We start from the raw sequence: 19,112 nt of genomic DNA, 5'->3' as shown, positions 1-19,112 counted from the left end.
CTTATTCAAAATCAAGTTTGATCAGTTCGTAGTTTTTGGTCAGGTGCACAAAAAAGACTTTCTGGTTGATGAATCCTCCCCAGTTGTTGACTCTTTCAAATTTAAAGCCGGTCTGGATAGGAGTGACATTTACCCGGTTTAGGTTTTCTTCCAGTTTATTTCCTTGTTGCGACAAGCCTTTCAGGAAGAAATATCCCGTATCAAATCCTAACATACCATATTTGGGGAAGGTGTTGGCCATGTCTTTGCTGTACCAGCGGCGGAAACTCTGTGTAAAACGTACGGCTTCCGGGAAAAGATTGTTGGTATAGAAAGAAGAATAGAAATAAGTATCCAGTTCATAGAAACTGGCCAGATGTTCCTGTGTATAAGTCTGCCATTCGGGATAACCGAACAAATGCATGTTGAAATTCGGATGCGACCGCAATACGTTGCTGAGCTGTGGCAGTATCTTTGTGAGGGCACTGCTACGACCTGATGTAGGGATGAAAATATTTTCCCGAAGCGTATCCATTGCTGCAATCACTTTGCCGGGAGCCATATCTGCTCCCAATTGTATTTGTTTGAATTTAATATGGTTGTCTTTCAGTTCATCTTTCAGTCCGTTGATAAATCCCTGTTTCTCTTTGTCGCCATTGGCTACATCGACAAAAATGACATTTGTTTGTTTGAATTTGCGCAGAAAATGATCGTAAACCTCAGAATAAAAATAAGACTGAGGCGTATTGATTTGATAAATCATCGGATTGTTGAACACTTGGTCCACTTTAGGAGCAAAGGGAACCACCAGCCGTATCTTGTTGCGTTTGGCAAACTCCGCCAAAGCGCCGACCTGAGACGTGTGGGCGGGTCCGAAAATGATGTCCATGTTCTTCATTTCCGGTTTGTTCAGGATATTGGAAAGCGTATTTGAACTGCCTTCCGTGTTGTACGTGTATAGATTTACCGATACCCCTTGCCGTTTCAGGCTGTCCACAGCAATCAGAAAACCTTCGTAATATTCCACCATACGGCTTTGTTCATCGTTGTTGGTGGAGGTAAACGGGAGCAAAACAGCTGCTTGAATCGATTTGAAATTCTTTTGGGCTATTTTGCTTTGATTGAAAAGTTCCTCATTGGAAGGAGTCGGGGTGGTTGCCGGAGTCTCAGACTTGTGCGACTGACTGTTTTTAGGATAAGGGATAAAAAGGAACATACCTTTTCTCAGTTTCCCGTTTTTCAGTTCCGGGTTCAATGCTAAAAGGTCTTCCTGTGTGATATTGTATTCCTGACAGATGCTGAAGATAGTCTCTTTGCGTTCCACCTTATGCATTTCTTTCCAGTCTTTCTGCGAAGTGGCCGGAGTGGCAGTCGGGTGAGTCTCTTTCGGTTTGGAAACAGGAGATTCCGGGCTTCCCGTAGGAATGGAAATCACTTGGCCAATACGGAAGTTGCTGGCACTCAGTCCGGGATTGGCATCACAAATGGCTTGCGCGCTGACATTGTATTTCACAGTCAGTTGGTACAGCGTTTCGCCGGCCTGTATGGTGTGAAACCTTCCGTTCTCGGCAGAGGAAGCATTGCTTGTTTGAGGTATTTTCAAGGCTTCTCCCGCCCGGATTTGTTTGTCACTGCCCGGGTTCAGGCGGACAATATCATCCACGGTGACATGGTACATGTTGGCAATGGAGTAGAGGCTTTGGCCTTTACTGACTGTATGGAGAAAATAATTGTTTCCGTTTTGTGCATGAAGAAGTTTTCCGGCATTTCCCAATGTCAAAGCCAGTGAAAGACAAACTATCTGAAAGAATCTCATGGTCATTTATCTGATTTGTTGAGGGACAAAAGTACAAAAAAAATTGCATTGTAGGATGAAAATGGAAAAGTAAATATCTCTATCTTTGCAAAGATATCATTGAAGGACAATATGACTGAAGGAACTGAAACTATTTGTGTACAAGGAGCCCGGGTGCATAACCTGAAAAATATAGATGTGGAAATACCCCGTGACAGTCTGACGGTGATTACCGGATTGAGCGGAAGTGGAAAGTCTTCCTTAGCTTTCGATACACTGTTCGTGGAGGGGCAGCGGCGTTACATTGAGACCTTTTCAGCGTATGCCCGTAATTTCTTAGGAGGAATGGAACGTCCGGATGTGGACAAGATTACGGGACTGAGTCCGGTGATTTCCATCGAGCAGAAAACCACCAACAAGAATCCTCGTTCTACGGTAGGAACGACCACCGAAATATATGATTATCTGCGTCTGCTGTTTGCGCGGGCAGGTACGGCGTATTCGTATCTCTCCGGCGAGAAAATGGTGAAGTATACCGAAGAGCAGATTTTGGATTTGATACACCGGGACTACAAGGGCAAACGTATCTTTATCTTAGCTCCGTTGGTACGGACACGTAAAGGCCATTACAAAGAATTGTTCGAGCAGGTACGCAAGAAAGGGTATCTTTATGTCCGGGTAGACGGGGAAATCAAGGAGATTGTGCACGGCATGAAGCTGGACCGCTATAAGAACCACGACATTGAGGTGGTAATTGACAAAATGGTGGTGGCCGACAAGGAAGACAGCCGGCTGAAGCAGAGCGTGTCGACGGCCATGCAGCAGGGAGATGGTCTTCTGATGATATTGGATGCGCAGACGGAGAGTGTACGCCATTACAGCAAGCGTTTGATGTGTCCGGTGACGGGACTTTCCTACAAGGAACCTGCTCCGCATAATTTCTCTTTCAACTCACCGCAAGGAGCTTGTCCGCGTTGCAAAGGATTGGGTTATGTCAATCTGATTGATGAAGACAAGGTAATTCCCGACCGTTCGTTGTCTGTGTATGAAGGAGCGGTGGCCCCTTTGGGAAAATACAAGAACGTGATGATATTCTGGCAGCTGGAAGCTTTGCTGGAACGTTATGAAGCGACCCTGAAAACCCCAGTAAGCGAATTGCCGCAGGATGCCATCAATGAAATTCTGTACGGATGCGATGAGCGGCTGAAAATCAAAAGTACATTGATTCATACCACTTCCGATTATTTCGTGGTGTATGAAGGGATTGTCAAGTATATCCAGATGATGCAGGAAAAGGAGGCTTCGGCTACCGCACAGAAGTGGGCGGAACAGTTTGCTAAGACGGATGTGTGCCCTGAATGTAAAGGAGCACGTTTGAACAAGGAAGCCTTGCATTTCCGTATTCATGACAAGAATATTTACGAACTGGCCACCATGGACATCAGTGAGCTGTATGACTGGGTGTGCCATGTAGAGGATTTCCTGGAAGAAAAGCAACGGCTGATTGCCACGGAAATTCTGAAAGAAATACGTACCCGCCTGAAGTTTCTGCTGGATGTGGGTTTGGATTATTTGTCTTTGAACCGTTCGTCCGTGACGCTGTCGGGAGGAGAAAGCCAGCGTATCCGTCTGGCTACTCAGATTGGGTCCCAGTTGGTGAATGTGTTGTACATCCTGGACGAACCCAGTATCGGACTGCATCAGCGTGACAATATCCGGTTGATCAATTCTTTGAAAGAGTTGCGTGACTTGGGTAATACCGTGATTGTGGTGGAGCATGACAAGGATATGATGTTGGCAGCCGATTACATCGTAGACATGGGGCCGAAAGCCGGTCGGTTAGGAGGAGAGGTTGTCTTTTCCGGTACTCCGGCGGAAATGTTGAAAACCAATACCCTGACTTCGCAATACCTGAACGGGAAGATGTGCATCGAGGTGCCCGCAGAACGGCGGAAAGGCAACGGACATTCTTTGATTCTGCGGGGAGCCCGTGGCAACAACCTGAAAGGCGATGATGTGGAGTTCCCGTTGGGCAAGCTGATTTGCGTGACGGGTGTTTCCGGTAGTGGAAAGTCTACGTTGGTCAACGATACGTTGCAGCCGATTCTCTCCCAGCATTTCTACCGTTCGTTGCAAGACCCCTTGCCGTATGACAGTGTGGAAGGGTTGGAGTACATTGATAAGGTAGTGAATGTAGACCAGTCTCCGCTGGGCCGTACGCCTCGTTCCAATCCGGCGACGTATACGGGCGTGTTTTCCGATATCCGTAACCTGTTTGTCGGTCTTCCGGAAGCAAAAATCCGAGGTTATAAGGCCGGACGCTTCTCGTTCAATGTGTCGGGTGGACGCTGTGAGGCTTGTGGTGGAAACGGGTATAAGACCATCGAGATGAACTTCCTGCCGGATGTGCTGGTACCGTGTGAGGTGTGTCACGGCAAGCGTTACAACCGCGAAACGCTGGAAGTACGCTACAAGGGAAAATCCATCGCCGACGTGCTGGATATGACCATCAACCGTGCGGTGGAATTCTTTGAGAATGTACCGCAGATTCTGAATAAAATCAAGGTGCTGCAGGAGGTAGGACTCGGTTATATCAAGTTGGGGCAACCTTCCACCACTTTGTCGGGAGGCGAAAGTCAGCGCGTGAAACTGGCTACGGAGTTGTCGAAGAGAGATACGGGAAAGACCGTATATATTTTGGACGAACCGACCACCGGATTGCACTTTGAGGATATCCGGGTATTGATGAACGTATTGAACCGTTTGGTAGACAAGGGAAATACCGTCATCGTGATAGAACACAATCTGGATGTCATCAAGATGGCAGATTATATTATTGATATGGGTCCCGAAGGTGGAAAAGGAGGAGGCCAGTTGCTGGTCTGCGGAACTCCGGAAGAAGTAGCCGCTTCGGGAAAAGGATATACATCAGGATTTTTAAAAGAAGAACTGAAAGGAGCGATAAAAAATGGCAAAAGATAAGATTGCAAAAACCAATGCAGCCCGCCTGCTGGATCGGGATAAGGTGAAATACGAACTGGTTCCCTATGAGGTGGATGAAAACGACTTGAGTTGCGTACATGTGGCTGCCACATTGGGTGAGAATATTGAACAAGTATTCAAGACGCTGGTGCTGCATGGAGACAAGTCGGGCTATTTTGTCTGCGTGGTTCCGGGAGAACACGAGATTGACCTGAAGCTGGCGGCCAAGGTTTCCGGCAACAAGAAATGTGATTTGATTCCGGTAAAGGAGTTGCTTCCGTTGACCGGATACATTCGGGGAGGATGTTCTCCGATAGGGATGAAGAAACATTTCCCGACGTATATCCACCACACTTGCACGGACTTTCCTTATATTTATGTCAGTGCAGGAGTGAGAGGGTTGCAGGTGAAACTGGCTCCGGCCGATTTGATTAAAGTGAGCCAGGCCGAGGTGTGTACATTGTTTTAAGAAGATAGAATAATAGCATTCGTTTATGGGATACGGAAAATGGATTGGGGGAATCATGGGATTCATGGCCATGGGCCCCTTGGGAGCTTTGGCCGGATTTGCCATCGGCTCCTTGTTTGACAAGAGTGTGACTGCACAGAATGAAATGGGGGAAACTGCTGGAACTTATACGCAGGAGGATATCTATGCCGGACAGCGCAATAGCTTTTTGTTTTCTATGCTGGTCATGGCTTCGTATATCATCCGTGCGGACGGACGTATCATGCACAGTGAAATGGAATTCGTTCGTCAGTTCCTGCGGGTCAATTTTGGCGCCAATGCCGTGGACGAGGGCGAACGTATTTTGCTGAACCTGTTTGAACAGCGTAAGCAGATGGAACGGAATGACCCTTCTGCGTTTCGTCGTACCATCCGGGAATGTGGGGCACAGATTGCCGCCAACCTGACTTACGAACAGCGTTTGCAATTGCTCGATTTCTTGGTGAAGATTGCCCAAAGTGACGGCAATGTGTGTCAGGCCGAAGTGGATGCATTGAAAGAAGTGGCACAGTCCATGCAGCTTTCCATACAGGAAGTAGACTCCATGCTGAACCTGAAAGGCGATTCACTGGAAGATGCCTACAAGGTGCTGGAAATCGAACCTACGGCTTCGGATGAGGAAGTGCGCAAGGCTTATCGCAGTCTGGTACTGAAACATCATCCCGACCGGGTAGCCACATTGGGAGAAGATATCCGAAAGGCTGCCGAAGAAAAGCTCCAGCGTATCAATGATGCCAAGGAGCGGATTTTCAAGGCACGTGGCATGAAATAAATTACCAAAGAGGCCTGTCTCGTTTTTTTACGTTGACAGGCCTTTTTTGTGTCTTTTTATGAAGTTGATAAATAGATTGTTATGCATTGCGAGTACTGCCTAAGAAGTACCGCAGTACTTCCTTGGCAGTACTGTAGTACTTCTTAGGCAGTACTGCAGTACTTTCGGGAAAGTACTGGTTAGTCGTACCAGTTGAATCCGGTTTCTTGCTGGTCAAATTCCAGGTTGTCTGTCACTCCAGCCTGCTTCAGGGCCTTGCGGATGATTTCCTGTTCCTGGAGATTCAGTTTTCTTTCCCCTCTTCTTCTTTCAAAATAAGGATTTCGCCCGAAGTGGGCAACCAGGATATTCATGAATTTCTGATATTGGTCGGGATACATCCGCTTTTTCATTTGAGTGAAACCGCGCATGTAGGTCACCGGAGTGGCATCGCGGTAATACGGACAGGAAGTGTCTTTGGTGCATCGTGCGGGATTGGCCAGGTGCAGGAATGCCTCCCGTTCCAGCAGTACCGGATAGGCCAACTGGCGCAGGCAATTGGAAGCGCAGGTACAGTCAGTATATAAGCAGATGGAAAAACTGGCCGGAGCCTCTTTGTAAGGATTCTTTTTCATAAGTGTGTTTTTTAGCTTAAGCTGATAACAAACTTATGCAAAATAATTCTGAAAAGGGACAAGTTCGGCTACTTTTTTTTGATGGTTTGACAAAAATATTCTGTAGATTGCGCCGTGTTGCCTGTGAGAGAATGGGGTACAATCAGTTGTGGGGAGAGGGTGGTGTATCTGCCTTCGACGAACCAAACCACTTGTCGATAAGAAGAGCCAAGGCTCCGTCGCCCGTTACGTTGCAGGCCGTACCGAAACTGTCCATGGCGATGTAGAGGGCAATCATCAGGGCCTGTGCGTTTTCGTCAAATCCTAACATGGACGACAGGATTCCCAATGAGGCCATGATGGCACCTCCCGGTACGCCAGGAGCGGCTACCATGGTGATGCCTAACATAAAGATAAATCCGGCAAACATCTGAAAGTCGTAAGGAATGCCCTGCATCATCATCAGGGCCAAGGCACAAGCCACAATCTTCATGGTACTTCCCGAAAGGTGGATGGTGGCACACAACGGAATGACAAAGCCGGCAATTCCTTCGTGCACGCCATTCAGTATCGTCTGTTTCATGGTCACAGGAATGGTGGCCGCCGATGACTGGGTACCCAGTGCGGTGAAATAGGCCGGCATCATCCTTGCTAACAGGCGGAACGGATTCTTGCGTACAAACAGTCCCGCGATGCAGTATTGGAATATCAGCAGGAAAATGTGCAGCAGGAAGATGATGCCGATAATCTTGATGAATACGCCTAATACGTGGAATACCTGTCCGGAATGCGTCATGTTGAAGAAAATTCCGAAGATATAAATCGGCAACAGGGGAAGGATTACGGCTTGTATGGTCTTGACGATGATTTCCTTGAAATCGTTGCAGACATTTTTCAGGTAGGTCGTATCCAGGTGTGCTAGTCCGAGTCCGAGGGTAAAGGCCATTACCAAGGCCGTCATGACATTGAGCGGTTCCGGTATGGCCACGGTAAAGAAAGGAGTGACGCCGTGTGCCTCACTGATTTCCGACAAAGGTATGTTCCGGGTGATGAGGCTGGGGAAAAAGGTTTCTCCTACGCCGAACGAGAGAAATCCGGAAAACAGGGTGGCTCCGTAAGCCAGCAACACGGTGGCTACCAGCATTTTCCCAGCCCCTTTCCCGATGTCGGCAATGGCCGGAGTGACCAGTCCCACAATAATCAGAGGAATGATGAAGTTCAGAAACTGGCTGAAAAGCGCGTTGAAGGTCACAAAGATACGTACCGGAAGAGCCGGTGAGACGATACCTGCACCGATGCCTAAGGCAATAGCTATGATGATTTGCGGTAAAAGTCCTAGTTTAATTTTTTTCATGAGGTTTGGTTTTTGTCACAAAGATAGTATAATAATCCTGAACAAGCGATACACTCTACCTGAGGAAATGATTACTTTTGTGCCCGAGAAAAATAACGGACAAAATTAGTTAAATTATGGAACCGACTCAAAAGAAGATTAACAAGGTAGAGCTTCGAAATTTGCAGATTGAAGATTATGCACAGCTTGCCCAGTCGTTTACTCGCGTTTATGCCGACAAAGATGTGTTCTGGACACATGCACAAATAGAAAAACTGATTCGTATTTTCCCGGAAGGACAGATTGTCACCGTCGTGGATGACAAGATTGTGGGATGCGCACTTTCCATCATCGTGGATTATGATTTGGTCAAGGGAGACCACACGTATGCGAAGGTGACAGGAGATGAGACTTTCAGCACACACAATCCGAAAGGAAATATCCTTTATGGTATTGAAGTGTTTATCCATCCGGAATACCGGGGGCTGCGTCTGGCTCGCCGAATGTATGAGTATCGCAAGGAATTGTGTGAAAAATTGAACCTGAAAGCCATCATGTTCGGTGGACGTATTCCGAACTATTACAAATATGCCGACCAGATGCGCCCGAAGGAATACATCGAGAAGGTCCGTTCGCGCGAAATCTATGATCCGGTGCTGACTTTCCAGCTTTCGAATGATTTCCACGTACGCCGGGTAATGCGTAACTATTTGCCGAACGATGAGGAATCCAAGCATTGCGCTACCTTGCTTCAGTGGGATAACATCTATTATCAGCCGCCTACAGATTCTTATATCGACAAGAAGACCACAGTCAGAGTGGGTCTGGTACAGTGGCAGATGCGTTCCTATCAGACACTGGACGATGTGTTTGAACAGGTAGAGTTCTTCATCGATGCGGTGGCCGGATACAAGAGCGACTTCGTATTGTTCCCGGAATATTTCAATGCCCCGTTGATGGCCAAATTCAACAATATGGGAGAGGCCCAGTCTATCCGTGCTTTGGCTCAATATACTGAAGATATCAGAGACCGTTTCATTAACCTGGCCATTAAGCACAACATCAATATCATCACAGGTAGTATGCCTTATGTGAAGGAAGATGGTGGACTCTACAATGTGGGATTCCTTTGCCGTCGTGACGGAACTTACGAAATGTATGAGAAGATTCACGTAACTCCCGATGAAGTGAAGAGCTGGGGCTTGAGCGGCGGTAAGAAAGTACAGACCTTTGACACCGACTGTGCCAAAATCGGTGTGTTGATTTGCTATGATGTGGAATTCCCGGAACTTTCCCGACTGATGGCCGATCAGGGCATGCAGATTCTGTTTGTGCCGTTCTTGACCGATACACAGAACGGTTATTCACGTGTACGTGTCTGCGCACAGGCACGTGCCATTGAAAATGAATGTTTCGTGGTGATTGCCGGTAGTGTAGGCAACCTGCCTCGTGTACACAACATGGATATCCAGTATGCACAGTCAGGTGTCTTCACACCGTGTGACTTTGCTTTCCCGACCGATGGAAAACGTGCGGAAGCGACTCCGAATACCGAAATGATTCTGGTTTCCGATGTCGATTTGGATTTGTTGAATGAACTTCATACCTACGGTAGTGTACGTAACTTGCGTGACCGCCGGAATGATTTGTATGAATTGCGCATGAAGAAAAGTGCTCAGGAAAATAATTGATAAAAAAATCCCCGGATGGCTTGGGCTTTCCGGGGATTTTTGTGTCTTATTCTTTGTAAAGGTCTTCGTGATAGTCGAACAACCAGTCGGCTTCGGCGAGCAACGGATGGTGTTTGTCTTTCTCCGAAAGAATGACTTTTTCGGCGGGTATCTTCCAGTCAATCTTCAAAGCGGGGTCATTCCAGGCAATGGCACCTTCACTTTGGGGTGCATAGAAATTGTCGCACTTGTATTGGAAGATGACTTCATCGCTCAGTACGCTGAATCCGTGGGCAAAGCCGCGGGGAATGAAAAACTGCCGGTGATTGTCCTCTGTCAGTTCTACCGCCACATGCTGTCCGAAAGTGGGAGAACCTTTGCGTATGTCCACCGCTACATCCAGTACAGAACCCTTGATGACGCGTACCAGCTTGCTCTGTGCAAATGGTGGTTTCTGAAAATGCAGCCCGCGTAGCACTCCGTAGCTTGATTTGCTTTCATTGTCTTGTACGAAACGGATGGTGCGTACCTGCTTGTCGAAATCTCTTTGGGAGAATGACTCAAAAAAATATCCTCTCTCATCTTTAAACAGACGGGGTTCGATGATGACTACCCCGTCGATTGCCGTATGTATTACTTCCATTCTTGAAGGATTTAAAAACCAGTTAAAGGTTGTTCTTTTGCAGTTCGTCAATTACTTTCAGCAAGTATTGCCCGTATTGGTTCTTCAGCATGGGCTGAGCCAGTTCACGCATCTTTTCTGGAGTAATCCATCCCTGACGCAGGGCGATGCCTTCCAGGCAGGCCACTTTCAGTCCTTGCCGCTTTTCAATGACTTCGATATAGGTGGAAGCCTCTGCCAGCGAATCATGCGTGCCGGTATCCAGCCAGGCGAATCCTCTTCCAAGGGTTTGTACTTTCAGTTGTCCGTCGGACAGGAAACGCTGGTTCACCGAAGTGATTTCCAGTTCCCCACGGGCGGAAGGTTTGATTTGTTTGGCCACTTCCACCACCTTGTTCGGATAGAAATAAAGGCCTGTCACCGCATAGTTGGATTTGGGATGCTGAGGCTTTTCCTCAATGGAGAGGCAATTGCCCTCTTTGTCGAACTCTGCTACTCCATAGCGTTCCGGGTCACTGACCCAATAGCCGAAGACGGTCGCTTTTCCGTCTTGTTCGGCCGTACGGACAGCCTCTTTCAGCATGACCGTGAAACTGTTTCCATGGAAGATGTTATCTCCCAGGACTAGGCAGACCGCCTCCTTTCCGATAAATTCTTCTCCAATCAGAAAAGCCTGTGCCAGTCCGTCGGGTGAAGGTTGTTCGGCATATTCAAAGTGAACTCCGAAATCGCTTCCATCGCCCAGTAGCCGGCGAAAGCTTGGAAGGTCGTTTGGGGTAGAAATAATCAGAATGTCGCGGATTCCCGCCAGCATCAGGACCGATATCGGGTAATAAATCATGGGTTTGTCGAAAACTGGAAGAAGTTGTTTGGAAACTCCTTTGGTGATAGGGTAGAGTCGGGTGCCCGATCCCCCTGCAAGAACAATACCTTTCATGGTTGCATGTTTTATAGTTAGTTGTATGCAAAGAAAAAAGTTTTTTGTGAGAACTCAAAGTTTCTGCCTATTATCATTAAGGTGAAAGAGAGGGTTGGGGTGCTTTTTGTAAAGAAAAATACAAATTCCTTTCTTCAGGTATTGTAAGTTTGAAAAATAGTTGTACCTTTGCAACGCATTTGAGAAAAACAAGTGCAGCGAACATCTTGGTTCCTTGGATGAGTGGCTTAGTCAGCGGTCTGCAAAACCGTGCACGGCGGTTCGAATCCGCCAGGAACCTCGCAAATTAGCCAAAAAGAGAGCACATTCGGTTCCTTGGATGAGTGGCTTAGTCAGCGGTCTGCAAAACCGTGCACGGCGGTTCGAATCCGCCAGGAACCTCCAAACAACAAGATGCACTCTTAGCTCAGTTGGTAGAGCAACTGACTCTTAATCAGTGGGTCCAGGGTTCGAATCCCTGAGGGTGTACAAAGGATGGTTTCAAGAAGGTTTCTTGAAACCATTTTTTTTGGTGCTTTGTAATTTTCCTTAATCTGTTTTTTAACATAAGGTATTCTTTTGTGGTTCCGTATAAAATCTTTTCCTTTGTATCAGCATGGTTCAGCACAGATAATGCATTGATATGGAAAAGAATGTGAAATTCGGACAGCAGTCTACCAAGGTAAAGCAACTATCAGATATGATTGAGCAAGATATTCTGATAGGGAAATATCGTACGGATACCAGTCTGCCCTCTATCAATGCGTTGAGCAGAACTTATCATGTGTCGCGTGACACTGTTTTCAAGGCCTTTGCGGCTTTGCGTGAGCGTCGGTTGATTGATTCCACTCCGGGAAAAGGGTATTATGTCATTAACCGGCAAGAGAAAATCTTTCTGCTATTGGATGAGTATTCTCCTTTTAAGAATACCTTATATAATAGTTTTATCAAGAAACTTTCTGTTTCCTACAAGGTAGATCTTTGGTTTCATCAGTATAATGAACATATATTCAATACCATTTTGCAGGAAGCCATTGGCAGATACAACTATTATGTCGTCATGAATTTTGACAACGAGACATTTTCTCCCTTGTTTGACAAAATCCCGTCTTCGCGGCTTCTGTTGCTCGATTTTGGCAAGTTTGAAAAAGGGAACCGTTCTTACATCTGCCAGGATTTTGATGAGGCATTTTATAGGGCTTTGTCTGAATTGACGGAACGTTTGAAGCGTTATCGCAAGATGGTGTTTCAGTTGCCTCAGGAGTCTAAGCATCCTCAGACTTCCGTGTGGAGTTTTGAAGCCTATTGTCGTGACAACCATATGGTGGCAGAGGTAGTGAGCGACGAAGAGATTCAGCAGATTGAAAAAGGGGTGGTGTATATCGTCATCCGGCAGACAGATGTGGTAAACGTCATCAAGCGGAGCAGGAAGGAAGGGTTGAAATGTGGCACCGATTTTGGATTGATTGCCTATAACGACACGCCCGCCTATGAGGTAATCGATGACGGAATCACGGCGCTTAGTATTGACTGGGAAGAAATGGGTCGGAAGGCTGCCCGTTTTATTTTGACAGGTGAGCCGGTGCAGGAGTTTCTTTCTACGGAAGTGCATCTTCGGCGCTCTGTTTGAAAAGAAGGAGGAACAGAGTGTCTTTTTTGTACGGCTGTTTCAGCACAGTTCAGTATGGATAATTGAAAGAGACAGATATAAATAGAAGTTTAACTTTGTAAAAAATCTAAGCAATGAAAAAGTACCCCAAAATTGGGATTCGTCCCACAATTGACGGACGTCAGGGTGGCGTTCGTGAAAGCCTTGAAGAAAAAACGATGAATCTGGCGAAAGCTGTAGCCGAACTGATATCTTCTAATTTGAAAAACGGTGACGGAAGTCCGGTGGAATGCGTGATTGCCGATTCTACCATCGGTCGTGTGGCTGAGAGTGCGGCTTGTGCCGAGAAGTTTGAACGGGAAGGCGTAGGTGCTACCATCACAGTGACTTCCTGCTGGTGTTATGGAGCTGAAACGATGGATATGAATCCTTACTATCCGAAGGCTGTGTGGGGATTCAACGGTACGGAAAGACCGGGGGCGGTATACTTGGCTGCGGTGTTGGCCGGGCATGCACAAAAAGGACTGCCGGCATTCGGTATTTACGGGCATGACGTACAGGATTTGGATGACAATACCATTCCGGCCGATGTGGCGGAAAAGATTTTGCGTTTTGCCCGTGCGGCTCAGGCAGTAGCAACTATGAGAGGTAAATCTTATCTTTCCATGGGTAGTGTGTCCATGGGTATTGCCGGTTCAATTGTCAATCCGGATTTCTTCCAGGAATACTTGGGCATGCGTTGTGAGTCGGTCGATTTGACCGAGATTATCCGTCGTATGACCGAAGGGATTTACGATAAAGAAGAATATGCCAAGGCGATGGCATGGACCGAGAAATACTGCAAGAAGAATGAAGGGAAAGACTTTAATGTGGAAGCCAAGGTCAAGACACGTGCAGAGAAGGATGCCGACTGGGAATTTATTGTGAAGATGACCCTCATCATGCGTGATTTGATGACCGGTAATCCGAAGTTGAGAGAAATGGGATTCAAGGAAGAGGCATTGGGACACAATGCCATTGCAGCCGGTTTTCAGGGACAGCGTCAGTGGACCGATTTCTATCCGAACGGGGATTTCTCGGAAGCTTTGTTGAATACCTCCTTTGACTGGAACGGTATCCGTGAGGCTTACGTGGTGGCCACTGAAAATGATGCTTGCAACGGAGTAGCCATGCTGTTCGGTCATTTGTTGACTAATCGTGCACAGATTTTCTCTGACGTGCGTACTTATTGGAGTCCGGAAGCCGTGAAACGGGTTACAGGCAAGGAACTGACCGGATTGGCAAAGAATGGTATCATCCATTTGATTAATTCCGGAGCGACCACCTTGGATGGAACAGGACAGCAGACCGACGCCAATGGCCATCCGGCGATGAAACCGTCTTGGGAAATTACGGAAGGCGAAGTGGAAAAATGTCTGGAAGCTACTACTTGGTATCCGGCCAATAGAGATTATTTCCGTGGAGGTGGTTTCTCTTCCAACTTCTTGTCAAAGGGAGGCATGCCTGTCACCATGAGCCGTTTGAATCTGGTAAAAGGACTGGGTCCGGTGCTTCAGATAGCCGAGGGATGGACGGTGGAAATCGATCCGGAAATCCACAAGCTGCTGGATGAACGAACTGACCGTACATGGCCAACCACTTGGTTTGTACCTCGCTTGTGCGACAAACCCGCTTTCAAGGATGTATACTCTGTCATGAACAACTGGGGCGCTAATCATGGAGCCATCAGCTACGGACACATTGGTCAAGATTTGATTACGCTGGCCTCTATCCTGCGTATTCCGGTCTGCATGCATAATGTGGAAGACGATAAGATTTTCCGTCCGGCGGCATGGAATGCGTTCGGTATGGATAAGGAAGGAGCCGACTACCGGGCTTGCCAGAATTACGGTCCTATTTATAAATAACTCATATTTTAATTACCTTGCCGGAACGGATGGGAAAACCCGTTGGTTCCGGCTTTATTTCCATTCTTGAGAAAATTATGATTACAAACGAACATATTGAAGAATTTTTGAAACAGGCGCATCGGGTAGGTGATGCCGGATTGACGGTGTGCAGCAGTGGTAACCTTTCATGGCGCGTAGGCGAAGAAGTGCTGGTATCTGGCACTGGCTCGTGGGTTCCGTCCTTGACAAAGGATAAAGTGGCTGTGTGCCGTTTGGATACAGGCGAGGTACTGAATGGCGTGAAACCTTCTATGGAAAGTGTATTTCATTTGGGAGTGTTGAGAGAACGTCCGGAGGTAAATGTGGTACTTCATTTCCAGTCTCCCTATGCCACGGTGGTGTCATGCATGGAAGATACCCCGAAGGATTTCAATGTGACGGCAGAAGTGCCGTGCCATGTCGGTGCGGAGATTCCAGTCATCCCGTATTTCCGTCCGGGTTCCAAAGAACTGGCTGAGGCGGTGATTGCAGCCATGAAGTCGCATAATTCGGTGTTGTTGCAGAAACATGGACAAGTGGTCTGCGGAAAAGACTTTGACCAGGCTTTTGAGAGAGCGATGTTCTTTGAAATGGCATGTCGTATCATCGTGCTTTCCGGGGGAAAGTACAAGACGTTGACACCGGAAGAGATTGATGACCTTGATACCTATATTTTAGGAAAGAAGACCAAATGAAAGAAGCATATTTAGCGATTGATTTCGGAGGAGGTAGCGGCAGAGTAATCGCCGGCTACCTTTCCGGTGATGAACTCCAGCTGGATACGGTGTATCGTTTTCCCAATCGTCAGGTGCGGATGGGAGGTCGTATTTACTGGGATTTCCTTTCCTTGTTTGAGGAGATGAAGACGGGCATCCGCAAGGCGGTGGAGAAAGGATATGTCCTGAAGAGTATCGGTATCGATACCTGGGGAGTGGATTTCGGATTGATAGACCGGCAGGGAAATCTGTTGGGAAATCCGGTCTGCTACCGTGACAACCGTACGGACGGTATGCCCGAGGAGTTCTTCTCGAAGGTGGATGTGGCGGCACATTATGCGGAATCGGGTACACAGGTAATGGCTATCAACACCTTATTCCAGTTGTATGCCCTACAGAAGGAAGATAATATTCAGCTGAAGGTGGCCGATAAGTTGTTGTTCATGCCTGATTTGTTCAGCTATTATCTCACAGGGGTAGCCAACAATGAATATAGTATTGCTTCTACCTCGGAACTGCTGGACGCCAAGGCACGTACGTGGAATTTCAAGCTGATTCGTGAACTGGGGCTTCCGGAGCATCTTTTTGGTGAAGTGGTTATGCCAGGAACCTCACGGGGTTTTCTGAAACAGGAAATCAAGGAACAGATAGGAATAGATTATGAGGTGGAAGTAATAGCCGTGGCTTCACACGACACAGCCAGTGCAGCCAGTGTGGTTCCTTCGTCTGTGGATGGAAAGAAAGTGGCATTCCTGAGCTCGGGTACCTGGTCTTTGCTGGGAGTCATGAACAATGAACCGATTCTGACGGAAGCCGCCCGGCTGGCAGGATTTACCAATGAGGGTGGAAGAGACGGACAGATTTGTTTCTTGCAGAACATCACTGGGCTGTGGATACTTCAGAAGCTGATGCAGGAATGGAAGGATGAAGGGAAAGATGTAGCCTATACCACCTTGTTGCCGGCTGCGGAAGGTGCGGAAACGGAGGCGTTGATAGATGTGGATGCAGCAGCTTTCCAGTGTCCGGTAAGTATGGCAGATGCCATTACCACTTATTGCGTGGCTCAGGGTCAGAACCCCCCTGTCACCCAGGGAGAGTTTGTGAAATGTGTGCTTCGTTCGCTGGCTTTGCGCTATAAGGTGGGGGTGGAAGCTTTGAACCGGCTTTTGCCGGAGCCGGTCACAAAACTGTATGTCATAGGTGGAGGAAGTCAGAACAAATACCTGAACCGGTTGACGGAAGAGGCCATTGGCATTCCCGTAGTAGAAGGACCGGTGGAAGCGACTGCCATCGGAAATATCATGCAACAAATCAAGTAACCGAATGGTCACCTGCTGACTTTATTAAAATCTGATACCATGAGTAATACATCGAATAACCAATCTATATTAAAGAAGGATGGGGTGAATTTCCTGATTCCCTTCATTCTGATTACCTTTTGTTTTGCCTTGTGGGGCTTTGCCAATGACATTACCAATCCCATGGTCAAGGCTTTTTCCAAAATATTCAGGATGAGCGTGACCGACGGAACCTTGGTGCAAGTCGCTTTTTACGGCGGATATTTTGCCATGGCTTTCCCGGCGGCGATGTTTATCCGCAAGTATTCCTACAAGGCGGGAGTCATGTTGGGTCTGGGGCTGTATGCTTTGGGGGCCTTGTCTTTTTTTCCAGCCAAACTGACCGGTAACTATTATCCTTTTTTGCTGGCTTATTTCATTATGACATGCGGACTGTCTTTCTTGGAAACCAGTTGCAATCCTTATATTCTGTCGATGGGAACGGAGGAAACCGCTACCCGCCGCTTGAATCTGGCACAGGCCTTCAATCCCATAGGCTCTTTGATGGGGATGTTTGTGGCCATGAACTTTATCCAGAACCAGCTTCATCCGCTGGACACCGCCGGGCGTGCCCAGCTTAGTCAGTCTGAATTTGAGGCGATTCGCGATTCAGACCTGACTATACTCATCACCCCTTATTTGTCTATTGGAGTGGTGATACTGGTAATGCTTCTTGTCATTCGCCTGACCCGTATGCCTAAGAATGCCGACCAGTCCCATTCCATTGATTTTGTGCCTACCTTGAAGCGTCTGTATGCCGTCAAGCGCTACCGTTATGGGGTAGTGACACAGTTCTTCTATGTAGGAGCGCAGATTATGTGCTGGACTTTTATCATTCAGTATGGCACCCGTTTGTTTATGTTGCAAGGTATGGAAGAACAGGCAGCTGAGGTTTTGTCGCAGAAATACAATATTATCGCTATGGTGATTTTTTGTATCAGTCGTTTTGTTTGTACCTTGATGCTGAAATATGTCAATCCGGGTAAGTTGTTGAAGGTGCTTGCCATTGGGGCTTCCTTGTGCATTTTAGGGGTGATTTTCTTGCAGAATATCTATGGCATGTATTGCCTGGTGGGAGTTTCTGCCTGCATGTCACTGATGTTTCCCACTATCTACGGCATTGCCCTGAAAGGTATGGGTGATGATGCAAAGTTCGGGGCCGCCGGATTGATTATGGCCATTTTGGGAGGATCGGTGTTGCCTCCTTTGCAAGCTTCTTTGATAGACTGCAAGACCTTGCTGGGGCTGCCGGCAGTGAATGTATCTTTCGTACTCCCTCTGATTTGTTTTTTGGTCATTGTGGTGTACGGTCACCGGATGCGTCAGGAAAAATAAGCAATTGGCAAACTTGTTTCCTCGTTTTAAGAGGAAATAGGTTTGTTATCTTTACAATTTTGTTGTAAAGTTCAATTAAGTTCTTATCTTTGCAATAGTTTCATAAATCATGGATGTATGAACTTAAAGACTGACTTACTATTCGTTTTATTATTATTGTTTTCCGTGGTGGTTCAATGTGTTTTTGGCAATTTTCCGTTTGCCTTTTTCACTTTTCCACTGGATTTCCTTTTGGCCTTACTTTGGATAGGAGGAATGTGGTATGCATATAAGGAGAAGCGTTCTTCCGAGGCTGTCAGACTATGGCTTTCCCCGCGGTGTACTTGCTGGACATTGGGCTGGTTTTTGGCCGGTTGTCTGGTAATCGGATTGTTTCCTCAACTTTCTGCACAGGAAATGGCGGAAAAATCGGGCGTGCTTTCCCGTTTGGGATGTTACCATTTTACCTCTTCCTGGATTTTTGTGATGAGTCTGTTCGTGTTGCTCACTCATTTGGGAATGGTTACCCTGAGGAGATGTTTCCTTCCGGGGCGGAACCGGTGGCGTTTCGTGCTCAATCATGCGGGATTGTGGCTGGCTCTTTTCGCTGGATTCATTGGCAGTGCCGAAGAACAGACCTTGCGTATTCCCGTATTCCGGACTTCGCCTACCAATGAAGCCTTTACAGAGCAGGGGGCTAAGGTTTATCTGCCTCAAAAATTGCAATTGACAGATTTTACGGTAGAGCATTATCCTAATGGAGCTCCTCGTCATTTCTTTGCCGAGGTCACGATAGATGGGAAACAGGCTCATTTGGAAGTGAATCATCCTTATGCGGCCAATTGGATGGACGATTATTATCTGACTTCCTACGATGTACGGTCACCCGAACCGCAGTATTGTGTGGTTCAAATTGTGCGTGAGCCTTTGAAATATCTTATGTGGCTGGGCATTGTAATGTTGTTGTGCGGGAGTTGCCTGTTGTTCCTGGCTGGGCCGAACAGGCAACGAAGAGCTTCATACTAAGAATTCAGATGA

15 protein-coding genes and 3 tRNA genes are annotated in these 19,112 nt (G+C 47.2%); 13 read left to right on the top strand and 5 right to left on the bottom strand.

The window, feature by feature from the left end; translation table 11 throughout:
* Position 1: 1 nt before the first annotated feature.
* Positions 2-1,795, bottom strand: a complete 1,794-nt coding sequence (locus RDP42_RS03215; RefSeq protein WP_308762500.1) for a LysM peptidoglycan-binding domain-containing protein — start codon at positions 1,793-1,795, stop codon at positions 2-4.
* A gap of 111 nt (positions 1,796-1,906) precedes the next feature.
* Between RDP42_RS03215 and uvrA the strand changes: the two genes are divergently transcribed.
* The 3 genes from uvrA to RDP42_RS03200 are packed head-to-tail and all read left to right on the top strand — an operon-like array spanning position 1,907 to position 6,036.
* Positions 1,907-4,756 carry an excinuclease ABC subunit UvrA gene (gene uvrA, locus RDP42_RS03210; RefSeq protein WP_308762499.1) on the top strand — a complete coding sequence of 950 codons (2,850 nt, stop codon included), beginning with the start codon at positions 1,907-1,909 and terminating at the stop codon, positions 4,754-4,756.
* On the top strand, positions 4,743-5,225 hold the full coding sequence (gene ybaK, locus RDP42_RS03205) for a Cys-tRNA(Pro) deacylase (RefSeq protein WP_204475841.1): 483 nt from the start codon (positions 4,743-4,745) through the stop codon (positions 5,223-5,225). The genes uvrA and ybaK overlap by 14 nt, the downstream gene beginning before the upstream one ends.
* A 25-nt stretch (positions 5,226-5,250) precedes the next feature.
* On the top strand, positions 5,251-6,036 hold the full coding sequence (locus tag RDP42_RS03200) for a TerB family tellurite resistance protein (RefSeq protein ID WP_303911417.1): 786 nt from the start codon (positions 5,251-5,253) through the stop codon (positions 6,034-6,036).
* Positions 6,037-6,215: 179 nt separating this feature from the next.
* Here the strand turns inward: RDP42_RS03200 and RDP42_RS03195 are convergent, their stop codons facing one another.
* Entirely contained in the window at positions 6,216-6,650 is a 435-nt protein-coding gene (locus tag RDP42_RS03195; protein WP_308762498.1) for a DUF6078 family protein, read from the bottom strand.
* Between the two features lie 142 nt (positions 6,651-6,792).
* Positions 6,793-7,983 carry a dicarboxylate/amino acid:cation symporter gene (locus RDP42_RS03190; RefSeq protein ID WP_308762497.1) on the bottom strand — a complete coding sequence of 397 codons (1,191 nt, stop codon included), beginning with the start codon at positions 7,981-7,983 and terminating at the stop codon, positions 6,793-6,795.
* A gap of 116 nt (positions 7,984-8,099) precedes the next feature.
* On the opposite strand from RDP42_RS03190, the gene RDP42_RS03185 reads away from it, so the two are divergent.
* Entirely contained in the window at positions 8,100-9,653 is a 1,554-nt protein-coding gene (locus RDP42_RS03185; RefSeq protein WP_204475845.1) for a carbon-nitrogen hydrolase family protein, read from the top strand.
* 46 nt (positions 9,654-9,699) lie between these two features.
* Here RDP42_RS03185 and rfbC read toward each other — a convergent pair whose 3' ends face one another.
* Positions 9,700-10,275, bottom strand: a complete 576-nt coding sequence (rfbC, locus tag RDP42_RS03180; protein ID WP_308762496.1) for a dTDP-4-dehydrorhamnose 3,5-epimerase — start codon at positions 10,273-10,275, stop codon at positions 9,700-9,702.
* 22 nt (positions 10,276-10,297) lie between these two features.
* Positions 10,298-11,191 carry a glucose-1-phosphate thymidylyltransferase RfbA gene (rfbA, locus tag RDP42_RS03175; protein ID WP_308762495.1) on the bottom strand — a complete coding sequence of 298 codons (894 nt, stop codon included), beginning with the start codon at positions 11,189-11,191 and terminating at the stop codon, positions 10,298-10,300.
* 208 nt (positions 11,192-11,399) lie between these two features.
* On the opposite strand from rfbA, the gene RDP42_RS03170 reads away from it, so the two are divergent.
* The 9 genes from RDP42_RS03170 to RDP42_RS03130 all read left to right on the top strand — a co-directional run bounded on the left by RDP42_RS03170 (position 11,400) and on the right by RDP42_RS03130 (position 19,100).
* Positions 11,400-11,471: transfer RNA gene (locus RDP42_RS03170), tRNA-Cys, on the top strand.
* A 29-nt stretch (positions 11,472-11,500) separates the two neighbouring features.
* Positions 11,501-11,575: transfer RNA gene (locus tag RDP42_RS03165), tRNA-Cys, on the top strand.
* Between the two features lie 11 nt (positions 11,576-11,586).
* Positions 11,587-11,659, top strand: a tRNA-Lys gene (locus RDP42_RS03160).
* A gap of 154 nt (positions 11,660-11,813) precedes the next feature.
* On the top strand, positions 11,814-12,800 hold the full coding sequence (locus RDP42_RS03155) for a GntR family transcriptional regulator (RefSeq protein WP_308762494.1): 987 nt from the start codon (positions 11,814-11,816) through the stop codon (positions 12,798-12,800).
* A 113-nt stretch (positions 12,801-12,913) separates the two neighbouring features.
* Positions 12,914-14,686, top strand: coding sequence for an L-fucose isomerase (gene fucI, locus RDP42_RS03150; protein ID WP_308762493.1), 1,773 nt, complete (start codon positions 12,914-12,916; stop codon positions 14,684-14,686).
* Between the two features lie 77 nt (positions 14,687-14,763).
* On the top strand, positions 14,764-15,402 hold the full coding sequence (locus RDP42_RS03145; protein ID WP_303911550.1) for a class II aldolase/adducin family protein: 639 nt from the start codon (positions 14,764-14,766) through the stop codon (positions 15,400-15,402).
* A complete protein-coding gene (locus RDP42_RS03140; RefSeq protein WP_308762492.1) occupies positions 15,399-16,742 on the top strand; it encodes a rhamnulokinase family protein in 1,344 nt (447 codons plus the stop codon). Before RDP42_RS03145 ends, RDP42_RS03140 begins: the two co-directional genes overlap by 4 nt.
* Before the next feature lie 39 nt (positions 16,743-16,781).
* A complete protein-coding gene (fucP, locus tag RDP42_RS03135) occupies positions 16,782-18,095 on the top strand; it encodes an L-fucose:H+ symporter permease (protein ID WP_308762491.1) in 1,314 nt (437 codons plus the stop codon).
* 255 nt (positions 18,096-18,350) lie between these two features.
* Positions 18,351-19,100, top strand: coding sequence for a cytochrome c biogenesis protein ResB (locus RDP42_RS03130; protein ID WP_308762490.1), 750 nt, complete (start codon positions 18,351-18,353; stop codon positions 19,098-19,100).
* The last annotated feature ends 12 nt before the right edge of the window (positions 19,101-19,112 follow it).

This window comes from uncultured Bacteroides sp., from assembly GCF_902472605.1.
Lineage (GTDB): Bacteria > Bacteroidota > Bacteroidia > Bacteroidales > Bacteroidaceae > Phocaeicola.
The sequence above is the reverse complement of the archived record's forward strand: the minus strand, read 5'-3'. Positions and strand labels throughout refer to the sequence as shown.

Bases quoted from the DNA above. Each gene is read 5' to 3' on its own strand.
- RDP42_RS03215 (WP_308762500.1), bottom strand. From the start codon at position 1,795: ATGAGATTCTTTCAGATAGTTTGTCTTTCACTGGCTTTGACATTGGGA.
- uvrA (WP_308762499.1), top strand. From the start codon at position 1,907: ATGACTGAAGGAACTGAAACTATTTGTGTACAAGGAGCCCGGGTGCAT.
- ybaK (WP_204475841.1), top strand. From the start codon at position 4,743: ATGGCAAAAGATAAGATTGCAAAAACCAATGCAGCCCGCCTGCTGGAT.
- RDP42_RS03200 (WP_303911417.1), top strand. From the start codon at position 5,251: ATGGGATACGGAAAATGGATTGGGGGAATCATGGGATTCATGGCCATG.
- RDP42_RS03195 (WP_308762498.1), bottom strand. From the start codon at position 6,650: ATGAAAAAGAATCCTTACAAAGAGGCTCCGGCCAGTTTTTCCATCTGC.
- RDP42_RS03190 (WP_308762497.1), bottom strand. From the start codon at position 7,983: ATGAAAAAAATTAAACTAGGACTTTTACCGCAAATCATCATAGCTATT.
- RDP42_RS03185 (WP_204475845.1), top strand. From the start codon at position 8,100: ATGGAACCGACTCAAAAGAAGATTAACAAGGTAGAGCTTCGAAATTTG.
- rfbC (WP_308762496.1), bottom strand. From the start codon at position 10,275: ATGGAAGTAATACATACGGCAATCGACGGGGTAGTCATCATCGAACCC.
- rfbA (WP_308762495.1), bottom strand. From the start codon at position 11,191: ATGAAAGGTATTGTTCTTGCAGGGGGATCGGGCACCCGACTCTACCCT.
- RDP42_RS03155 (WP_308762494.1), top strand. From the start codon at position 11,814: ATGGAAAAGAATGTGAAATTCGGACAGCAGTCTACCAAGGTAAAGCAA.
- fucI (WP_308762493.1), top strand. From the start codon at position 12,914: ATGAAAAAGTACCCCAAAATTGGGATTCGTCCCACAATTGACGGACGT.
- RDP42_RS03145 (WP_303911550.1), top strand. From the start codon at position 14,764: ATGATTACAAACGAACATATTGAAGAATTTTTGAAACAGGCGCATCGG.
- RDP42_RS03140 (WP_308762492.1), top strand. From the start codon at position 15,399: ATGAAAGAAGCATATTTAGCGATTGATTTCGGAGGAGGTAGCGGCAGA.
- fucP (WP_308762491.1), top strand. From the start codon at position 16,782: ATGAGTAATACATCGAATAACCAATCTATATTAAAGAAGGATGGGGTG.
- RDP42_RS03130 (WP_308762490.1), top strand. From the start codon at position 18,351: ATGTGGTATGCATATAAGGAGAAGCGTTCTTCCGAGGCTGTCAGACTA.